16 protein-coding genes are annotated in these 20,117 nt (G+C 68.8%); 5 read left to right on the top strand and 11 right to left on the bottom strand.

Going from position 1 to position 20,117, the window contains the following annotated elements; genetic code table 11:
• Window positions 1–14 precede the first annotated feature (14 nt).
• From QF031_RS11890 to dut, 4 genes are all read right to left on the bottom strand, one after another.
• Window positions 15–785, bottom strand: a complete 771-nt coding sequence (locus QF031_RS11890; RefSeq protein ID WP_307428107.1) for a DUF3159 domain-containing protein — start codon at window positions 783–785, stop codon at window positions 15–17.
• Window positions 782–1,090, bottom strand: a complete 309-nt coding sequence (locus tag QF031_RS11895; protein WP_370874563.1) for a hypothetical protein — start codon at window positions 1,088–1,090, stop codon at window positions 782–784. Before QF031_RS11895 ends, QF031_RS11890 begins: the two co-directional genes overlap by 4 nt.
• 43 nt (window positions 1,091–1,133) lie before the next feature.
• Window positions 1,134–1,847, bottom strand: coding sequence for a DUF3710 domain-containing protein (locus QF031_RS11900; protein ID WP_307428115.1), 714 nt, complete (start codon window positions 1,845–1,847; stop codon window positions 1,134–1,136).
• Between the two features lie 105 nt (window positions 1,848–1,952).
• Window positions 1,953–2,471: a dUTP diphosphatase gene (gene dut, locus QF031_RS11905; RefSeq protein ID WP_307428118.1), complete on the bottom strand. Its 519-nt coding sequence runs from the start codon at window positions 2,469–2,471 to the stop codon at window positions 1,953–1,955.
• A gap of 128 nt (window positions 2,472–2,599) precedes the next feature.
• On the opposite strand from dut, the gene QF031_RS11910 reads away from it, so the two are divergent.
• From QF031_RS11910 to QF031_RS11920, 3 genes are all read left to right on the top strand, one after another.
• A complete protein-coding gene (locus tag QF031_RS11910) occupies window positions 2,600–3,088 on the top strand; it encodes a DUF3093 domain-containing protein (protein ID WP_307428121.1) in 489 nt (162 codons plus the stop codon).
• Window positions 3,089–3,238: 150 nt separating this feature from the next.
• On the top strand, window positions 3,239–4,570 hold the full coding sequence (gene sepH / locus QF031_RS11915; protein WP_307428125.1) for a septation protein SepH: 1,332 nt from the start codon (window positions 3,239–3,241) through the stop codon (window positions 4,568–4,570).
• A gap of 93 nt (window positions 4,571–4,663) precedes the next feature.
• The gene (locus QF031_RS11920; RefSeq protein ID WP_307428128.1) at window positions 4,664–5,272 is read left to right on the top strand and encodes a dihydrofolate reductase family protein; all 609 of its coding nucleotides are present in this window, start codon (window positions 4,664–4,666) and stop codon (window positions 5,270–5,272) included.
• 129 nt (window positions 5,273–5,401) lie between these two features.
• On the opposite strand, the gene QF031_RS11925 is transcribed toward QF031_RS11920, so the two are convergent.
• From QF031_RS11925 to QF031_RS11945, 5 genes are all read right to left on the bottom strand, one after another.
• Entirely contained in the window at window positions 5,402–6,868 is a 1,467-nt protein-coding gene (locus tag QF031_RS11925) for an HNH endonuclease signature motif containing protein (protein WP_307428131.1), read from the bottom strand.
• Between the two features lie 89 nt (window positions 6,869–6,957).
• Entirely contained in the window at window positions 6,958–7,686 is a 729-nt protein-coding gene (locus QF031_RS11930; RefSeq protein ID WP_307428134.1) for a thymidine kinase, read from the bottom strand.
• Window positions 7,679–8,896 carry an alkaline phosphatase family protein gene (locus QF031_RS11935; RefSeq protein ID WP_307428136.1) on the bottom strand — a complete coding sequence of 406 codons (1,218 nt, stop codon included), beginning with the start codon at window positions 8,894–8,896 and terminating at the stop codon, window positions 7,679–7,681. Before QF031_RS11935 ends, QF031_RS11930 begins: the two co-directional genes overlap by 8 nt.
• A gap of 1 nt (window position 8,897) precedes the next feature.
• On the bottom strand, window positions 8,898–9,641 hold the full coding sequence (locus QF031_RS11940) for a DUF5998 family protein (protein WP_307428141.1): 744 nt from the start codon (window positions 9,639–9,641) through the stop codon (window positions 8,898–8,900).
• 41 nt (window positions 9,642–9,682) lie between these two features.
• A complete protein-coding gene (locus QF031_RS11945) occupies window positions 9,683–12,367 on the bottom strand; it encodes a bifunctional acetate--CoA ligase family protein/GNAT family N-acetyltransferase (protein ID WP_307428143.1) in 2,685 nt (894 codons plus the stop codon).
• A gap of 77 nt (window positions 12,368–12,444) precedes the next feature.
• On the opposite strand from QF031_RS11945, the gene QF031_RS11950 reads away from it, so the two are divergent.
• Window positions 12,445–14,955, top strand: a complete 2,511-nt coding sequence (locus QF031_RS11950; RefSeq protein ID WP_307428146.1) for a DNA gyrase/topoisomerase IV subunit A — start codon at window positions 12,445–12,447, stop codon at window positions 14,953–14,955.
• A 56-nt stretch (window positions 14,956–15,011) separates the two neighbouring features.
• On the top strand, window positions 15,012–15,530 hold the full coding sequence (locus tag QF031_RS11955) for a DinB family protein (RefSeq protein ID WP_307428148.1): 519 nt from the start codon (window positions 15,012–15,014) through the stop codon (window positions 15,528–15,530).
• Between the two features lie 29 nt (window positions 15,531–15,559).
• On the opposite strand, the gene cydD is transcribed toward QF031_RS11955, so the two are convergent.
• Together cydD and cydB are read right to left on the bottom strand one after the other, a co-directional pair.
• Window positions 15,560–19,063 (bottom strand): thiol reductant ABC exporter subunit CydD, encoded by a 3,504-nt coding sequence (cydD, locus tag QF031_RS11960; protein WP_307428150.1) that lies wholly within the window; start codon window positions 19,061–19,063, stop codon window positions 15,560–15,562.
• A gap of 1 nt (window position 19,064) precedes the next feature.
• A complete protein-coding gene (gene cydB / locus QF031_RS11965; protein ID WP_307428153.1) occupies window positions 19,065–20,114 on the bottom strand; it encodes a cytochrome d ubiquinol oxidase subunit II in 1,050 nt (349 codons plus the stop codon).
• Between the last annotated feature and the right edge of the window lie 3 nt (window positions 20,115–20,117).

Genomic DNA, 20,117 nt, shown 5'->3' on the forward strand with positions numbered 1-20,117 from the left:
CCGCGCCTTTGGCGTCAGGCAGCTTGGTCCGCGCCGGCTTCAGTTTCGGCTGGAGCCGGCCGGGTTACGAGCCAGGCCACCCAGACGCCGAGGATGTACAGGGGTGCTCCCATGATCAGGCGCGTCGTGGCGAGGGCGGCCAGGCCCTCGGTGCCCATCAGGTAGAGGGGCACCTGGACGATAAGCCGGAGCGCCAGGACGGCGACGATGATCCACGTGCCAAGACGGTATGCCTTGACCCGGGCGGGTTCCTTGCGCCACTCCACGCCCTCATTGCGGATGAAGCCGAAGAGGAGCCCGGCCACGGGCCACTTAACGGCGATTGAGAGCACCATCGCCAGGATGTAGGCGGCGTTGGTGAAGAAGCCGGGGAGGTAGAAGTCTTCCGCTTTGCCGGTGGTGTTGGCCAGCCATGCGGAAATGCCGACGCCGGCGACACCCGCCAGGGCCTGGGTCAGGGGCCGGCGCTGCACCAGCCGGACAACGGTGAACACGGCCGCCGACGCCAGGGCCGCAATCAGGGACACTGGAAGTTCGCGGGTGACGGTGAAGGCCACCAGGAAGACCAGGCCGGGAACGATGCTTTCGGCAATGCCCTGCACTCCGCCGGCGCTGCGAAGCACATCCACCCGCCCGTCGTGGGTGCGGTGGAGGCCGGCCTTGGCTGCGTATTCAGCGGCGAGCCCGGCAACCGGGGACGGGGCAGCAGTCTTCGGCTCTCCCTCCTGCGGCCGTCCGGGAGGGTTTGAAGCACCGGATGGCTGGTGGGGCTGGTGCTCGGTCATTCGCCCTCCTGGCGGGACAGTATCTCGTAACGCGGGTTGAAGATGGTGGGCATGTCCTTGCCGCGGGCCAGCATCCCTTCGACCCGGATCTCGGCTCCCGCTTCGATGCCCGGCACGCGACGCCGGCCCAGCCAGACCACGCGGAGCCGAGGCGGCTTGCCCCGCCCCGCCCCTGCGGCGGGACGGTCGGCGTCGTCCTCGGCAACAATGGCGCTGAACTGAGGGGTGCGGTCGGCCGGAACGAAGGTCACTGAGTCGACGTGCCCCTGGCAGAGGACCCGTCCCCTGTCCGGCAACTGCCCCAGGGGTGTGATGCCGGAGCCGGCTGCGGCACCGTCCCGGTGGGGCTCAGCCGATCTGGGTAACTTCGGGACCACGTTCGGGCTCCTCCAGGGTGGGCGCGGCGGGCGGAGGAGTGGCGGAGGCGTCCTTGGGCAGCCGCAGTTGCAAAAGGTCACGCGGCGGCATGGGGCTGTCACCACGGACCACGACGACCTGCCGGAACAAAGCCTCAAGCGGTTCAGCTGCGGGCCGTTCCAGTGCCGCCGGTCCACCCAGGACGCCGCGCAGGAACCAACGGGGGCCGTCAACGCCGATGAAGCGGGCCACCCGGTAGCCCTGGCTGCCGTCCGGGAGCCCGGCGGGCAGCTTGGCCACCAGCTCCGTGCCGAAGGCGCCTTCCACCTCTTCGACCTGGCCGCCCTGGGCGCCGACCGACTGGCCGATCTGTTCACGGATTTCGTCCCAGAGCGTCTCGGTCTTGGGGGCGGCGAAGGCCTGCAGCTGAAGGCTGGAGCCGTTCAGGTCAAGGGTCACAGCCACAACGCGCTGCGTGGCCTCTTCCACCTCAAGCCGCAGCTGGAGGCCCTCGCTCGGCGCGATCAGCAGGGCGCCCAGGTCCACGAAGCCGTCGCGGCTGGTGATCTCGGCCTCGTCCAACGGACCCTGCCCGCGCCGTGCGTCCGGTGCCGGCGCGTCTTCGCCGGCCTCCGCCAGGGTGAGCTCCTCTACCGGCTCCGCCGGATCTTCCTTCTTTGCTTTCCTGCCGAACCCAAAGACCATGGGTGACTCCTTAATTCTTCAAGTGTGCCAGTTCTGAAACCTGCCGGCCGGGACCCTGGAGGTTCCGGCGTCGTGCATGCTGGCGTGGCAGCGGGTGCAGCCGGGTTATGCTCCGGGAACGTTGAATCCGCCTGTGGAGCCAAAGCCTCCCGTACCGCGCACGGACCCGCTCAATTCACTGACAGGAATGAACTGGGCATACTCCACCCGCTGGATGACCATTTGGGCAATTCTATCGCCGCGCCGGAGCTCTATTGGCCGGGATGAGTCGGTGTTGAGCAGGGTTACCGATATCTCGCCCCGGTAGCCCGCATCCACGGTACCGGGAGCGTTGACGATCGTGAGACCGTGCTTGGTGGCCAGGCCGGACCGGGGGTGGATCAGCGCCACGAAACCGTCAGGCAGCGCAATGGCCACGCCCGTGGGAACCAGTTTCCGCTCCCCCGGCAGCAGGACCACGTCCTCGCGGGCGCGAAGATCTGCGCCGGCGTCGCCCGGATGCGCGTAGGACGGCGCCTCCAGCTCCGGATCCAGCATTTTCAACTGCACCTGCAGGGTGGGGGCAGCAGCAGCGGGTGATGCTGCGCCAGGGGCAAGGTCTACCGTTGCGGGTTGATCAGTCACAGTCACTCACTCTAACCCGCGCCCCCGAATCAGTCCTAGGCAGCCTTTGCCGGAATGGCCGGCGAAAGCGGCAGCACAGCGGGGCCGCCCAAGGTGAAATACCCAGCCAAAGGTGGAAAGCTTGGCCTATGCCCGAATCAAGCCCGCACGCATCCGTTCCCAGCACACCCTCCGCCGGGGCACCTGTTACCTACAGGGAGAAGCTGTGGCCCAACGCCTGGATCTGGATCATCGGTGCCGGCGTCTCCGCTGCCGGAATCCTGGTTTTCGCCCCCATCAGCATGGCGGCGGGCTACACCGCGGCGCTGGTGCTCTTCGCGATCATCGCGGTCCTTCTGGTTCTCTCCACCCCCGCCATCACCGTGACCGCGGATACCCTTGCCGTTGGAAGGGCCACCATCGAACGACGGTTTGTCGGCAGCGTGCAGCAGTTCACCGGCGAAGAAGCGACGGCGGAACGGGGCACCCGGCTGAATGGGCTGGCCTATCTTTGCATCCGCGGCTGGATTAATCCCGTGGTGAAGATCGAGATTACGGACCCGGCCGACCGTACCCCGTACTGGCTGGCTTCAACCCGCCACCCGGACCAGCTGACGGCAGCCCTCACCCGGCGCTGATGCCGGCCAATTCCCGGCTGCGGGCCCTTCACCCGGCCTTGAGCCCTGGAATCGAGCGGAAATTCACGGCGCGCCCTGCTCCTTGAGGCAAATACGGGCCGCCGGGTGGCAGAGTTTCGCTTGATAGTAATGCCAGGGTGGAGGATTTGTATGCAGGATCTACGGCTTGTAGGCGTGCACGACGACGGGACGCATCTCCTGTTGAGCGGGGCCGGCGGCGAGATGTTCCAGCTGCCGATCGACGAGGCACTCAGGACAGCCAGCCGGTCTACGGCAAAACCACGGACGGAACGGCCAGCTGTTCCCATGTCCCCAAGGGATATCCAGGCCCGGATCCGCGCCGGCGCCACCGCTGCGGATGTCGCCGAACTGTCCGGGATGCCGTTGGCCAAGGTGGAACGATATGAGGGCCCCGTCCTGGCGGAGCGCGAATATGTTGCCCAGCAGGCCCGGAAGGTTGAAGTCGCGGCGCCCTCCCCCGGCCACGACATCTACCGGTCTGCGTTCGGCGACAACCCCGCAACCCTGAACGACATGGTGGCCCACCGCCTGTCAGCCCACGGCATCGACCCTTCCACAGTGGAGTGGGATTCGTGGCGGCGCCAGGACGGCACGTGGACTGTCTCGGCAAGCTTCGAGGCAAAGCCCGGCGGAACCTCCGGCATCGGCGAGGAACCACCGGCTTTGTGGACGTTCAACCCTGCCCGCAAGACGCTGCAGAACACCAACCGCTGGGCCCAGCAGCTGAGTGAACTCGAGCCGTTGGACGGGCCTGTTCCCGCCCGCCGGCTCACTGCGGTGTCCGACCGGCCCTTCGATTTTGAGACCGACGCGGATACGGCCAAGGCTTCTCCCGGCAACCAGGCCGGCCCTGCCCAGGATTCCGGCAAGGACCCGGACGGCCTGCTGGACATGCTCCGGTTGAGGCGTGGTCAGCGGCTGGGCGTGGATGAGGATTCCGACGACGCCCTGGCCTTGCTTCTGACGCATGGCGTGCCGGCCGCCCACCCCCGCCCGTCCGAGGTAGCCGCCGAACCGGAGGCAGAGCAACCGGAGCCCCAGGATGACCAGCGGGATGCGCCGGCCGCCCAGGGCGATTCCTTTATCCGGCGCAGGGATACCCGGCCGTCCATGCTTTCAAGGCTCAGCCTGATTCCTCCGCACCGGGACGGCCACGACGACGCATTGCGGCTTCATGACGGCGTCAGCACCGACACGAGGGAAATCACCATCGCGGCCACCCCGCAGAAACCCTCCGGATCCGCGCCGGCTTCAGGGTCCGGGGCAGGTTCCGGAAGTTCCGGTGGGGGCGGGTTGGATGAACTGCTGGGCGGCAACCCCCGCCGCCCCGCCAAGCAAGACGACGCATCGCCGGCCACCGGCCAGCTGCCGGAGACCGAGGCGCCGGAGCGGCCTGCCCGGCCCAAGCGGTCCAGCGTCCCGTCCTGGGATGAAATCGTCTTCGGCACCCGAAGCGACTAAGGGCATTTCCCCGACGTTGATCCTTCCCGCCTCCGCTGCGTGTTAGGATCCCCGCACACTGTCGGTCAAAAGCTGTAAAAGCGGAGGTTCGCCATGCCGTTCACCACCTGCCACATGTCCATGTCGCTGGACGGCTTCGTCGCCGGCCCTGACCAGAGCCGCGAGAACCCCTTGGGCAAGCGGGGACTGGAGCTGCACGGCTGGCATATCGGCGATCCTCGGGCGAACGATGAGGACAAGACCGCCGCTGACTGGCTGATGCGACCCAGGGGTGCGTACGTGATGGGCAGGAACATGTTCGGCCCCATCCGCGGCGAGTGGGATGGTGACTGGACCGGGTGGTGGGGCCCCGAACCGCCTTACCACGCTCCGGTGTTCGTACTGACGCATCATGCCCACGACCCGATCCAGATGGAGGGCGGGACAACCTTCCACTTTGTTACTTCGGGCTTCGACGCGGCCTACGCGGCAGCCCTTGAGGCCGCCGGGGGCAACGGGGTGGACATCGCGGGTGGTGCCTCGACTGTCCGGCAGGCACTGGCCGCAGGCGTGATCGACGAACTCACCTTGGACATCGCTCCCGTCCTGCTTGGTTCGGGTGAACGGATCTTCGAAGGTGCCGGGTCCTTTGGCTTCGAACCCGTCGAGGTCCTGCATTCCCCGCTGGCCACGCACATCCGCTACCGCCGCACCCCGCAATAGAACGCCCCGCCAACCAGGACAGCCCATCCCGCAACAAAACGCCAGGCAGCGCTCATCCAGTGGTGCCGAAGTGACAGTCCCAGTAGTAAGCAGCGCGACTCAACCAGCAGTGTGCCGCAACTATGCAGGTTACATGGCGAGGTACTGGAGGAGGGCGTCTTCCAGGAGGCTGCGTTCTTCGGGTCTGTTGCGGGCCGCAGGCAAGAACTCGGGCGGCCAGCGGGGTGGTTCCCAGTCCTGGTCTTCGCTTTGGTAGTGCCGGCCGGTGGGTGAGATCCAGCCGGGTGGTTCGTTCTTGGTGGCCGCGGTGGGTCTCCACCCGGTGGTGTGTCGAAGTTTGTGGTGTTTCGGGCAGGGCTGACCCAGGTTGGCGATCCCTGTTGTGCCGCCGTTGGCCCAGGCTAGGAGGTGGTCGGCGTCGTTGTCCAGGGAGTTGTTGCTGCAGCCAGGGAACGGGCACTTGCCGTCCCGCATCCGCAGCCAGGCCCGCATCGCGCCGGTCACCCGGTAACTTTCCCGGCCGATCTCCAACGGCGCCCCGTCCCGCGGATCCACCAACACCCGGTAAAACGAGCCTGCACCGTTCGCGACCAGGCCCCTGGCCATCGACGGCGGGATGGGGCCGTACCCGTCCAGCATCGCCGGCTCATCGGTCATACCCATCAGGGAGAACACCGGGACCGTGACCAGCACCTGCGCCCGGATCGGTGATTGCACACGGTCCCGGACGGTGCCTGCACCCTTGGTGAAGCTATCGCTGCCACGGGTGTCGCCGTCGTTCGTGGTGCCGTAGGTGAGGATCACGTCGGCGAAAGTGTCCGCCCGGAGCTGGGTCAGGCTGCGGCATTCATCCGGTCCCTGCATGCTCCGGGCGATAGCCGTAAGCCGGTTCCACCCGGCCAGGGCCTGAGCAGCGGGCAGGCACGCTGCCAGCCACGCCATCCCGTCCTTGTCCGCCCGGAACTCCACCCGCCGGTCCGCCACCCCCTTAGCATGCCGGACTTCGATGCTCTCAGCATGGTGGCGTTCCCGCCAGGTGCGGGCCTTGGCCTTGAACCGGTGCGCCGGAAGCCCACCCACCGGGCACCCCCGCGCCGGGTCCGGTGCGTCCGGGTCAAGGAAATGGGCTTCCAACGCCGCCGCCCCAACAGCGTCCAGACTGGCTGTCTCGTCCGCCATTACCACCGCGTGGCTCCAGGAGATCACCCCGGCCTGCAAAGCCTCCAACGTCCGCGGCAACGTCGCCGTGACGGCGTGCGAGGTGGCCAGGAACGAACCCGCCGCCCGCGGCCCCAGAGCCAGCACGCATCCGATCTCCGCCGCGACCGCCATCTCCTGCGCCTGCACCGGAACATCCGGCCCCGCAACAGCAGCGGCGCTCTCCACATACGCAACCGCCGCCCTGGCCTTCAACGCAGCAATCCCGGCCTCCACCTCCCGGGACCCGGCCAGAATGTCCAGGCACCCATCCGCCAAGCCAGCCAACGGATCAGCAGCCGAGAACGGCAACAAACCCTGCCCGTCCACCTCCGCACTAAGCACAGCAAGGGCAGCCCGGATATCCGCAAAAGCCCTCACCACCGCCGCTGTTCCCATAAACCAATCATGACAACGGGGTACGACAATGAGGCCTCGATGCCTTGCACCAGCAGAAGTGTTGGGGAATCAGCGGACCACAAACAGCCCTACGTCCCGCGGTTCTCCCCCAGCCCGCCGGAACCCCGCCACAGGCACGCATCCACCTCGAACGGCAGCAACTGGTCCTGCTGTGCCATCAATGACGCCCCATGCGCCGTGACCCGTCGCATGAAGTGTCGGCGGCACAGCGTCTCGTAGCCCACCACGGGAACGTGCCCGGCCTCCGGGGCGGCGGCTTCGGCCACCATGTCCACGTCGCCCACCACCACCTGCGCGCCCTCGGTGACCATGACGCCGTCGACCGTCCTGGCGTTGTGGGTGGCCCGGCGGCCGCACCAGCACAGCGCCTCCACCTGAAGCACCTGCACGCGGTCGGCGAGCTCGATGAGCCGCTGTGAGCCCGGAAACAGGCGGGTGCGGAAGTCAGCGGTGATGCCGAACGCGAAGACGTCGACGTCAATTTCGTCCACCACCTTGGCCAGCTGCTCCACCTGCCCGGGGGTGTAGAACTGGGCTTCGTCGCAGATCAGGTAGTCAACGCGCTGGCCCTGCGTGCGCCGGACCATGACTTCCTCCCAGAAATCCGTGCTGTCCAGCACCTCCACCGCGTCCGTCTCCAAACCGAGCCGGCTCGAGATGCGGGACTCGCCGGCGCGGTCATTCCGGCTGAACCGCACGCCGCCGCGGCCCCGGGCGCGGTGGTTGTAGTCCATCTGCAGGGCCAGGGTCGATTTACCGCAGTCCATGGTGCCGGAGAAGAAGATGAGCTCAGCCACGGCGGCTCCTTCCCTGGGCGGTAAAGCAGAGCAGCGGAACCTCCCGCTCGGCCTTGGTCAGCGAGCCGTGCTGGCCCACTACTTCCATGGCAGTGGGCCGCATGCGCCGGCCGTCGTAAAGCGCGACGGCGTCACGCGCCGCGACCATCACGTCACCGATCCTGCCTTCCACAGCAGGACGCACGTCGCCAAAGAGCCCACCTGCAATGGCCTCCTCGCGGGTGAAGGCCCACACCCGGTCACCGAACCGGGCTTTCCACGCGGCGAGCAGCCGCTCGCGGCCGCCGGCAGCCGCCTCCAGGTGCGCCTCTTCCAGGTACAGGTGCACCATGCGCGGCTCACCGGCGGTGTGGCGGACGCCGTCCACCAGTTCCGGGTCTTTCGAAAAATCAATGCGCTGCGGCTCGGGGATATCCAGCATTCCGTGGTCGGCGGTGAGCAGGATGGTGGTGCCGGCGGGAAGGGACGAGTTGAGCCGCTTGACGGTGGCGTCGAGCTCTTCCAGCTGGTGTTCCCACTGCTCCGACTTGCAGCCGTAGCGGTGGCCGGCCTTGTCCAGTTCGTTCATGTAGAAGTACATGAGGGACGGGCCGGAGGCGGACATGGCTTCGGCAGCGGCCGCGGTCCGGGCATGGGAGGTCGTTCCCGAAATGAACCTCCCGCCCCGCAGCGCGGCCCGGGTCATGGGCGAGCCGTCAAACTGGGCAAGGCTGACAGTGCTGACGTCCACGTCCTCAGCGATCCGTTCAAAAACCGTGGGGAACGGCTGCCAGGCGGACGGGTCGACGCCGGGATCCCAGTTCCCCAGCAGGTTGACCACCTTGTCCTGGTCCGGATCCAGGACGTCGTAGCCCACCATGCCGTGTTGCCCGGCCGGAAGACCGGTGCCAAAGCTGGACAATGCCGCGGCGGTGGTGGAGGGAAAGGCGGAGTCCAGCCACACGGGGACCTCACCCTGCCCCGCCTGCATCACGGCGCGGAGGAAGGGCGTGTGCGCGGCCTTTTGCTTCAGGAGGTTCCGGCCAAGGCCGTCGGCCAGGACGATGCAGACCCTGGAGGCGCCGGGAAGTCCCAGGGTGTTGGTGAAGCCGTCCACGCCGAGGCTGGCTGCCGCGCTGGTTAGGACTTCGGCGATGGAACGGTGCCCGTAGGCGGGAGCGGGCGGAAGGTCGGGAGCGGCTTGTACTGCTTGGTGGCGGTCTTCCGGCATCTCAGCGCTGCTGGTGCCCGCGGCTGAGCCGGTTGCCGAACACTCCCGAGCGCGGCCGGGGCGCCATGGACTGGACGTGCGGGACGGGCGCGGCGGAACCGGTGTTGACTGCGCGCAGGGCCCGGGCGAAGAGCTTGGCGTCCTGCACCGCCTGCAGGCCGTCCGCCTCGGCACTGATCCGGAGCACGATGTCTTCCTGGGCGATGGTTCCGGTGTAACCGTGGTCCGCTTCGCACTGCGGGTCACCGCAGCTGGCCGGACCCATGTCCAGCCGCTGGCCGCCGGACCAGGCGATGGACAAGGTGAGCTCGCGGACAGGGTCCGATGGCTTGTAGTTCTGCGGCTGGGCGTACATGTAGCTGAGGACCACGGACCGGATCTGGGCCACGGGAACAGACTCCGTGGAGATTTGGGCGACGATCTGTTCGCCGGCGTCATCCAGTTGCTGGTCATCCACATGGGTAATCACCAGCATGTCCGCGGTCAGGACCAGCACGGTGATGTGGCGGCGTACCTCGGCGCGGTCGAAGTGGGTTTCCAGGTGCACCAGGTGGGCCACGCAGTCCCGGCCGTCCAGTGCATCGTCGACGACATCCGAGACCAGCGGCGGGTAGAACCCCGCCTTCTGCAGCGCATCTTCCAGGCTCTGGCCCTGGACTCCGTGGTTGTGTGAGCTGTGCTGGCGGACTGCCTGGTTTTCATTGTCGGGCGTTTCGGGCGCCGACGCGGGAGGCTGGAAGCTCATGCCCCCATTTTCACAGATCGTCCGGTCACTTGCTAACCGCGTCAGCCCAGCATGGCCCGGCGGGCACTGTCCGTGCGCTGCGCGGCGTTGCCGATCCGTACGTCGGCGGCGAGTATGGTTACCCCCGCAGTGCCGCACAAAACGGGGTTGAATTCCACCAGCGCGATCTCCGGGTGGTTGTCCTTCATCCACGCCAGCCTGCCGGCGAGGTCCTCCAGGGCCTGCACGTCAACAGCGGGCAGGCCCTGGTAGCCGAAGAGCTTCCGGGAGGCCCGCGGGGCACGGATGAAGTCGTGCACGTCCGCGGCGGAAAGCGGCGGCACCCGGTGCGACCAGTCGTCGAGCAGGTTGACGGCGTCGCCGGCGAGCCCGAACGAGATGACCGGGCCCAGCAATGGATCCTCGATGGCACGGAAGGTGCAGGCCTGCCCCACAGGCGCCATCGCCTGCACTTCCAGCGCAGGGTCTCCATAGGACGCGAGCGCACGCCGCATCTGCACCAGGTTCTGGCGCAGCGACTGCTCGTCCTCGATGCCCAGGCGCACCCCGCCCAGATCCAGCCGGTGGCGAAGGGCAGGAGCAGTGGTTTTCAGGACCACGGGCCAGCCCAGCGCGTCAGCGGCCGCCACCGCCTCATCCGGTGTGGTGAACGGCAGCGAGGGCAGGACGGAGATGCCGTAGTGCCCCAGCAGGGAAGCAGTTGCGGCGGGGTCCAGCTGCTTGAGCTGTTCCCCCGCGACATCCCGCAGCAGTTCGTCGAGCTCGGCTTCGGCCTGCCGGGGGTCGCAGCCGGCGGGTTCCACAAACTGCCCCTGGTCGCGCGCGGCCCACTCCGCGTACCTGACCACGGCGGCGAGCGCGGCCACGGCGGCACCGGGATTGGAATAGCAGGGGACGGTGCATCCCTCCGCTCCCACCAGGCCCTCCACGTGGATGGCGGGATCCAGGATGCCGGTGAAGGCAGCCACCACGGGTTTACCGGCGGTTGCCGAGCATTCGGCCAGGACCTGCGCGACGGCGTCGGCGGTCAGGCCGCGGGCGGGCAGCAGTGCTGCGACGGCGGCGTGCACCGCGTCCGAGGCCAGGGCGTCAAGGAGTGCCTTCCGCAGCGCGGGAAGGGCCACCGACTGGCCGGCGTCGAGGTCCAGTCCTGAGACCACCTGTGCCACCCCCAGTCCGTGCGCCGCGGCGCTGTCCGCCACCACGTTGCCCAGCGCCTGGGAGTTGCTGAAGACCGCAACGTCAGGTCCGGCGGGAAGCGGCTGGCCGGAGACCACCTGTGCCACGTCCACGAGCTGCTCCACGGTTTCCACCCGGATCACGCCGGACTGGCGCAGCATCGCGTCCAGCGCCCCGGCCGGGGCCTGGGTGGTGCGGACGGCATGGCCCGGCGGCAGGCGCAGCCCCATGGTGTCCGACTTCGCCACGATGACCGGCTTGGTGCGGGCCAGGCGCCGCGCGATCCGGGAGAACTTGCGCGGGTTGCCGATGGACTCGAGGTACAGGCCCACGGCGGAGGTATCGGCGTCGTCCTCCCAGTACTGCATCATGTCGTTGCCGGACACATCCGCCCGGTTGCCGGCCGAGAGGAGGCTGGACACTCCCAGCCGGCGCCGGCTGGAGGCGGCGTACAGCGAGACGCCGATGGCCGCCGACTGGCTGAACAGGCCCAGGCTGCCGCGCAGCGGCATGGTGGGCGCCATGGAGGCGTTCAGCGACACGTCGGGGTGTGTGTTGGCGATGCCCAGCGATGCCGGCCCGATCACCCGCATGCCGTTCGCCCTGGCCTGGCGCACCAGGGCGCGCTGCCGCAGCAGGCCGCGTTCGCCGTCGTCCGCGAAGCCTGCCGAGGCGACCACCACGCCCTTGACGCCCGCTGTCGCGCACTCTGCCACCACCCCGGGGACTTCCTCGTACGGCACGGCGATGATGGCCAGCTGGACGGGTTCGGGAACTTCGGAGAGCTTGCCGTAGGACATCATCCCCGCGAGCTCCAGCGCGTCCGGGTTGATGGCGTAAACGGAGCCGTGGAAGCCGCCCTCGATAATGTGTTCCAGCAGCTGGTACCCCACGGTCCCCCATTTGCGGCTGGCACCGATGACGGCAACGGACGACGGCGCCAGCAGCTCCCGGACGCTCCTCGCCTCGGCGCGGTGCTCGCGGGATTCCATCACGGCCCGGGATTTTTCGGTGGGGTCGATGTTGAACTCGAGGCTGACGACGCCGTCGTCGAAGTGGCGCTTGACGTCGTAGCCGGCGTCCGAGAAGACCATCAGCATCTTGCGGTTTTCCGGCAGCACCTCCGCGGTGAACTTCCGGATCCCGTTCTCATGTGCGGCGGTGGCGAGGTGTTCCAGCAGGATGGAACCGATCCCCCTCCCCTGGTGGGCATCGGCGATGTTGAAGGCGACTTCCGCCTCGGTGGGATCGATGAGCCGGTCGTACCGTCCAATGCCGATGATTTCGCCGTGGATGGTGATCACGAACGCCACCCGGTCCTTGTAGTCCACCTCGGTGAAGCGCTTGAGCTCCTTGGCGGACAACCTGGCCTTGAACGCGAAGAAGCGCATGTAGATTGAATTCTGCGACTGCCCGGTGTGGAAGGCCTGGACGGCGTCCACGTCCGACGGGTGGATGGGCCGCAAATGCGCGGTTCCGCCGTCCCGCAGGACGACATCGGCTTCCCAATGTTCCGGATATTCGCCGTCCCCGGGCTGATCCACCATAGGCTTAGCCTAGCCAAAAACTCCGGCAGCACACCCCAACGGCTGCGCTGTAAACCCAGAAGGATTCACCAAACCCCATGGCCCGCCGCCAAAGTCCAGCCCCGATCCCCGACGAGAACTACACGGAGAACATCGTCGATATCGATGTCACCTCCGAGATGCAGGGATCGTTCCTGGAGTACGCGTACTCGGTGATCTACTCGCGTGCGCTCCCCGACGCCCGTGACGGGCTCAAGCCGGTACAGCGCCGCATCCTCTACATGATGAGCGACATGGGCCTGCGCCCGGACCGCGGCCACGTCAAGAGCGCCCGTGTGGTGGGCGAGGTCATGGGCAAGCTGCACCCGCACGGCGACGCCGCCATTTACGACGCCATGGTGCGCATGGCGCAGGACTTTTCGCTGCGCCTTCCGCTCATCGACGGACACGGCAACTTCGGCTCGCTCGACGACGGCCCGGCAGCGCCGCGGTACACCGAGGCCCGGCTGGCGGCGGCCGCCCTCACGCTCACCAACCACCTCGACGAAGACGTGGTGGACTTCGTCCCCAACTACGACAACCAGCTCACCCAGCCGGACGTCCTTCCTGCAGCCTTCCCCAACCTGCTGGTCAACGGCGCCACGGGCATCGCCGTCGGCATGGCCACCAACATGGCCCCGCACAACCTGGTGGAGGTCATCTCCGCGGCCCGGCACCTGATCGCCAACCCGGACGCCACCCTGGATGACCTCATGCGGTTCGTCCCGGGACCGGACCTGCCCAGCGGCGGCCGGATCGTGGGCCTGGACGGCATCCGGGATGCGTACGCCACCGGCCGCGGATCCTTCAAGACCCGCGCCAAGGTGGAAATCGAACAGCTCTCCGCGCGCCGCACCGGCCTGGTGGTCACCGAACTGCCGTACATGGTGGGCCCGGAAAAGGTGATCGAGAAGATCAAGGACGCGGTCAACGCCAAGAAGCTGACCGGCATCAGCGACATCGTGGACCTGACCGACCGCAAGCACGGGCTGCGGCTGGTGATCGAGCTCAAGAACGGCTTCAACCCGAACGCCGTGCTGCAGCAGCTGTACCGGTACACGCCGATGGAGGACTCCTTCGGCATCAACAACGTCACCCTGGTGGACGGCCAGCCGCAGACGCTGGGCCTGGTGGACCTGCTGTCCGTCTACGTCAACCACCGCATCAACGTGGTCCGCCGCCGCACCGTGTTCCGGCTGGGAAAGAAGAAGGACCGGCTGCACCTGGTGGAGGGCCTCCTCATCGCCATCGTGGACATCGACGAGGTCATCCAGATCATCCGGTCCTCCGACGAGGCCGCCGCCGCCCGTGAGCGGCTGATGTCCATCTACGACCTCACCGAGATCCAGGCCAACTACATCCTGGAGCTGCGCCTGCGCCAGCTGACCAAGTACTCCCGGATCGAGCTGGAGAAGGAGCAGGACGAGCTGCGCCGCGAAATCGCCGAGCTGCAGGCCATCCTGGACTCCGAGGAGCTGCTGCGCACCGTCGTCTCCGACGAACTCGCCGCCATCGCCGAGGAACACGGCACCCCGCGGCGGACGGTCCTGCTGGAATCCGAGGCCGTGGCCCCCACCGTGGCCGCCGAAATTGCCGGGGCCAGGAAGGGCAAAGCCGCTCCGCTGTCACTGGAAATCGCCGACGACCCCTGCTGGGCCATCCTCACCGCCTCCGGGCAGGTGGCCCGCACCAGCAACCAGGAGCCCCTCGCCGAGGCAGGTCCGCGCAGCAAACATGACGTCTACACCTCGGTGGTGAAGACGTCCGCGCGCGGCGAGATCGCGGCCGTCACCTCGCTGGGCCGCATGCTCCGGCTCCAGGTCATGGACATGCCGGTGCTTGCGCCCATGGCCGGGCTGCCCAACCTGGCCGGCGGCGTTCCAGCCAAGGACTTCCTCACGCTGGTGAAGGGCGAGTCGCTGGTGGCGTTCGTTCGCCTGGATGAAGTCCTGGCCGTCGGCACGGCACAGGGCGTGGTCAAGCGTGTCCAGCCGGACTACCCGCTGAACCGCGAAGACTGGGAAGTCATCACCCTCAAGGACAAGGACTCCGTGGTGGGCGTGGCTCCGGCCGGCGCTGACGACGCCGAACTGGTGTTCCTCACCCGGGAGGCCCAGCTGCTGAAGTTCCCCGCCTCCGCCGTCCGTCCCCAGGGGCGTACCGCCGGCGGCATGGCCGGGATCAAACTCGCCGCGGGTGACCAGGCCATTTTCTTCGGCGCCGTACAGCCCAATGACGGGTCCGCCGTCGTGGTCACCATCGCCGGCACCAACGGTGCCCTCCCCGGCACGGCCCCGGGCACGGCCAAGGTCACGGCGCTTTCCGAGTATCCCGCAAAGGGACGCGCCACCGCGGGTGTCAGGTCACACCGGTTCCTCAGGGGCGAGGACATGCTGCTGCTCGCCTGGGCAGGGCACGGCCCGGCGAAGGCTTCATCCGCCGCCGGGGTGGCACGGTCGCTGCCGCAGGAACACGGCCGGCGTGACGGCTCCGGCGTACCGCTCTCCCAGGCCGTCGAAGCGGTGGGCCCGGCCATGGCCTGGCCGGACGCTTCTTCAGCGGAGGACTGACGCGGCGGCGTAGCTTGTAGCGCAGCTGCGCCAACCGCACCGCTTAGACTGCTCCCATGCCTATCGTTCCTGATGAAAAAGACTGGACCTGGGTCCTGTCCCGCCCCTGCCCGGAATGCAATTTCGATGCCTCCTCCGCCACCCCGGCAACGGTTCCAGGGAGCATCGAAAGCATGATTCCCCGGTGGCTGGCCGTCCTCCGCCGGTCGGACGCGGCGGAGCGCCGCGACGACCAGACGTGGTCGGCACTGGAGTACGCGTGCCACGTGAGGGACGTCTTCACCCTGTTCGTCCAGCGGCTGAACCTGATGCTGGCGGAGGACGGCGCCCGCTTCGCGGACTGGGACCAGGACCGGACAGCCATCGAGAAGGACTACGCCAACGCCGACCCATCAGAGGTGGGACCCGAGCTGGCCGCAGAAGGGCATGAGGCCGCCGAGTCCTTCGCCGGGGTCCCGGAAGAGGACTGGGGACGCAGGGGGCTGCGGAGCAACGGCTCGGAGTTCACCGTCCTCACACTCTCCCAATACTTCCTGCACGACGTCGTCCATCACCTGCACGACGTCGACGGCTAGGAGTACGCTTCCCGGGTCCCTCCCGGGCTTCAGCGCGAACGCGCCAGCGGCGCCCGGCCCCTTGCGGCGAATGCCGGGAGGTCGAGGCGTCCGTCACCGGCCAGGATGTCGGCCGGGTTATGGGTGACCAGCACCACCGTGCGGTCCCGCAGGCCGGAACGCAGGTCCGCGAGCATGGCTGCCGCAGACTCCGCGTCCAGGTGCGCGGTGGGCTCATCCAGCAGGATCACTTCCGCGCCGGTCAGCAGTGTCCGCGCCACCGCCAGGCGCTGGCGCTCGCCGCCGCTCAGGAAGGCACCGCCGGGCCCGATCCGGGTGTCCAGCCCGGCCGGCAGCCGGCCCACCAGCCCGGAAAGTCCGACGGCGGCCAGGACGGCCTCCAGCTCGTGGTCCGCCGCCGGCGGTGCGCCCTTTGCTGCCGGCCGTCCCAGCAGCAGGTTCCCCCTGATGGTGGAGTCGAAGAGGTGGGCCTCCTGGGGGCACCACGCCGCCCGGCCGGTCACCTTCACCTGGCCTGCGGCGGGCGGCAGGAAACCCAGCAGGACCGAGAGCAGGGTGGACTTGCCGGAGCCTGAGGGCCCCGTGACCGCCAGCCAGCGCCCGGGGGCTGCCGCGGCGTTCACTCCTGCAAACACCGGAGAGCCTCCCGGCCAGGCTGCTGCCAGGTCCACCAGTTCGACGCCTGGGGCCCCGCCTGTCCTGGGGGGAACGGGATGCAGGCCGTCGGTCGTTGCGCCGCCTCCCTCAAGGGCCCCGGACTCCCCCACGCGGCGCAGGACGGCACGGAGCGCGGGGTACTGTCGCACCGCCGTCGTCATGGCTGCATACGGTTCCACCAGCGCGAGGACCAGCAGGACGATGACCGCTGCCGTGGCGGGCGCCACCCGGGTTTCCAGGACCTCCGGGCCCGCGAGCAACGCGGCGGCCAGGGCGGCAGCACCGCAGGCGGCGGTGGCAACGGCGTGTCCCAGGCCGTCGGCCCATGCGGAGCGCTGGGACGCGCGGGTGGCCTCCCGGTCCTCCGCCAGCAGCGCGTCGAGCACGCGGGGCGCCACGCCGTTGGCGTGCAGTTCGGCCCGGGCATCGAGGGCAGCGGAGACGCGGCGCAGGACGCCGGAGCGCAGGGACTGCTCGGCGCTGGCGGACTTCCGGTCTCCCCACAGGGCGGCGGCGGGCGCCAGCAGCAGGCCGCTGATGGCAGCGCCCACCACGGCCGGAAGGGCGGCCGGGACCAGGACGCCCGTCGCGGCCACGGCCAGGATGGAGACCGCAAATGCCGTGACGGGCGGCAGGACCACGCGCGGCAGGAGGTCGCGGACGGTGTCGACGTCGTCGATCACCGTACCCAGCACGTTGCCGCCCTGCAGGAGCCGGCGCAGTGACAGTGCCCTGCGGCTCAGGGATTCCCACAGCCGGCCGCGGAGGCGGGTGAGGGCTGCGAACACGGCATCATGCAGCAGCAGCCGTTCCCAGTAACGGAACACCGCGCGGCCAATGCCGAAGAAGCGGACGCCGACGATGGCCGTCAGGAGGTAGAGGATGGGCGGCTGCTCACTGGCACGGATGATGAGCCAGCCGGAAAGGCCGGAAAGCGCGATGGCGAAGACGGCCGCCAGGGTGCCGACGAACGCCGCAGCAGCGAACTTGCCCCGGACCGGCGCCAGGAGCGCTGCGAGAAGCCGGCCGGCGCTAGGAGCGGACCGGGCAACGCCGGCCCTGGCCTTACGGGTGTCTCCGCCGGACTTTCCGTCCCCGTGCACCGCGATTGCCGTGGCGGCTGGCTCCGATGCGCCGGGCACGTCTGCGGATGCCGGGCTGTTTGCCGGGGCGGGTGCTGCCGGCAGGATGCCGTCAACGCTGCCGTGGTGCACCGCTGCCGGCGTCGGGTCCGCCGGCAGCACGGGCACCAGCAGGTCCGCCAGCTGGCGGGTGCGCTGGTTGTGGGCCACCAGGATCACGGTGACCTGGCCGCGGAGCCGGCGGATCGTGTTCTCGACGATGAGTGCCGAGGCGTCGTCCAGGTGGGCGGTGGGCTCGTCGAGCAGCAGCAGGGTGGCACCGGCGTCGATCCTGGCCAGGCCGCGGGCCAGGGCAACCCGGCGCAGCTCGCCCGGGCTCAGCTCCGCCGGGTGCTTGCCGGCCAGGTGGCCCGCTCCTGCCCGTTCCAGGCAGCGGCGGGCAGCAGCTTCGGCTGTGAACCGGTCCAGGCCGTGGGCGGAGTCCGGCGAAAGGTACAACAGCACCTCGTCCAGGACGGTTGCGGCCACCATGACCGGGTGCTGCGGCACCCAGGCCACGGCACCGCGGTCCAGGCCGCTGATGGATCCGGTGATGCTGGTCCCAGTGCCGCTTGTCCCTGTGCTGCTGGTCCCGGTACCGCCCGTTCCGCCGCCGTGGCCGATGGTGCCGGCGAGGACGCCCAGGACGGTGCTCTTGCCGGCGCCGCTGGGGCCGTCAAGGGCGGTGATCCTGTCCTGCGGCGCGGTGAAGGTGAGGGGGCCGACGGCGGCTCCTGACCTCCCTGCATAGGTCACGGTGAGTGCGGTGACCTCCAGGGGGGCGCCCGGCCTGCCGGCCTTGGCCGCGGCCAGCGGTGTTGGCTCGGGGGCACCGGTCACGGCGGCCGTTTCGGCGAGCGCCACCCTGCCATCGTCGCTGGCGTGGTGGGCGGTGCCGAGTTCCCGCAGCGGGAGGTAGCAGTCCGGCGCCAGGAGGAGCGCCAGGAGGCCCGCCTCCAGCGGCATGTCGCCGTGGACCAGCCGGACGCCGATGAAGACGGCCACGACCGCCACGGAGATGGTGGCGATGAGTTCCAGGGCCAGGGCGGACAGGAACGCCGTCCGCAGGGTGCCCATAGTGCGCGAGCGGTATTCCTCCGAGATCTCCTCCAGCGCCTTGCGCTGCGCCGTGGCCCGGCCCAGCCCGACGAGGACCGGGAGGCCCTTGGCGAGCTCGAGCATGTGCGCAGACAGCCGCGCCAGGGAGGCCTGGGCCTGCCGCACGTTGTCCTCGGTGTACCGGCCGATCAGGACCATGAACACCGGGATCAGCGGCACGGTCAGCACGATGACCAGTGCGCTGACCCAGTCCGCAAAGAGGATCCGGGCTCCCAGTAACAGCGGAACGGCGGCGCAGTTGACCAGCGCCGGAAGGAACTGGGTGTAGTAGCTGTCCAGGGCGTCCAGGCCGCGGGTCGCCAATACCGCCAGGCCACCGTCGCCGGGGCCGGTCCCGCGCACCCCGCTGCGCAGGGCCCGCTCCAGCAGTTCGGCGCGAAGCTCTTCCTTGACGCCCAGTGCTGCGCGGCGGGCGGCGACGGCCTGCCCCCAGACCGTCAGGGACCGGAGGACGACGCCGGCGAGCCCGGCCGCGATCTGCTGCGCCCAGGCAGGGTTCCCGCCGACCAGTCCGGCAAGGACGGAGGCCACCGCCTGCCCGATGAGGACCAGGGAGAGGGCCTTGAGCGCAGCCAGCAGTCCCAGCCAGTAGATTGCGGACCGGGTTGCCGGACCGGCGGGGAAGGACGGCCGCATGTCAGCCCTTGGTGGTGAAGGCCTTGGCCGCCACCGCCGGGAGGAAGCTGTGGGCTTCCGGGATGTGCGCCGCGCTGACGCGCCGGCGGAACACCCAGTAGGTCCAGGCCTGGTAGGCAATCACCAGGGGAAGGCCAAAGGCGGCCACGATGCTCATCAGCCCCAGGGTGTAGTCCGAGGATGAGGCGTTGGAAATGGTGAGGTCAAAGGCGCTGTCCAGCGTGGAGGGAAGTACCACCGGAAACACGGCCCCGAAGATGGAGGCGGTGCCCAGGACCAGGAAGGCGCCCAGGGCCAGGAATGCCCTGCCTTCGGATCCGTTCCGGGCCAGCAGCCAGGCGGTGGCGGCAGCGCCAACGGCCAGGACCACGGCAGCCCAGGTCCACGGCTTGCCATCCATGAACTGGACGGCAAGGGCCCATGCCGCGATGGGCAGGAGCAGGACCGGCAGGAGCCGCACGAACCACTGGCGGGCACGGTGCCGGACCTCGCCGTCGGTCTTGAGGGCCAGGAAGGCCAGGGCGTGGAGCAGTGCGAACCCCACCACCGCGACCCCGCCCAGCAGGGCGTAGCCGCTGAACCAGGCCATGGGACCGCCTTCGCGGTCGCCGTTGGCGTTCAGCGGCAGGCCGGTGGTGGTCAGGGCCAGGGCGGCGCCCACACCGAAGGCCGCGAAGAAGGAACCCAGTGCGATGGCCCAGTCCCACCGGTTCCGCCAGCTGTCCGTGTCCACCTTGCCGCGGTACTCGAACGCGACTGCACGGAAGATCAGGGCCAGCAGGACCACCAGCAGGGGAAGGTAGAGCGCGGAGAACAGCGAGGCGTACCAGAGGGGGAAGGCGGCGAAGGTGGCGCCTCCGGCGGTCAGCAGCCACACTTCGTTGCCGTCCCATACGGGTCCGATGGTGTTCAGCAGCACGCGGCGTTCGGTGTTGTTGCGGGCGAAGAGCTTCATCAGCATGCCGACGCCCAGGTCGAAGCCCTCCAGGAAGAGGTAGCCGGTCCACAGCACCGCGATGGCGATGAACCATATGGTGGGAAGCAGTTCCATTGT

Source organism: Pseudarthrobacter defluvii, from assembly GCF_030816725.1.
GTDB lineage: Bacteria > Actinomycetota > Actinomycetes > Actinomycetales > Micrococcaceae > Arthrobacter > Arthrobacter defluvii_A.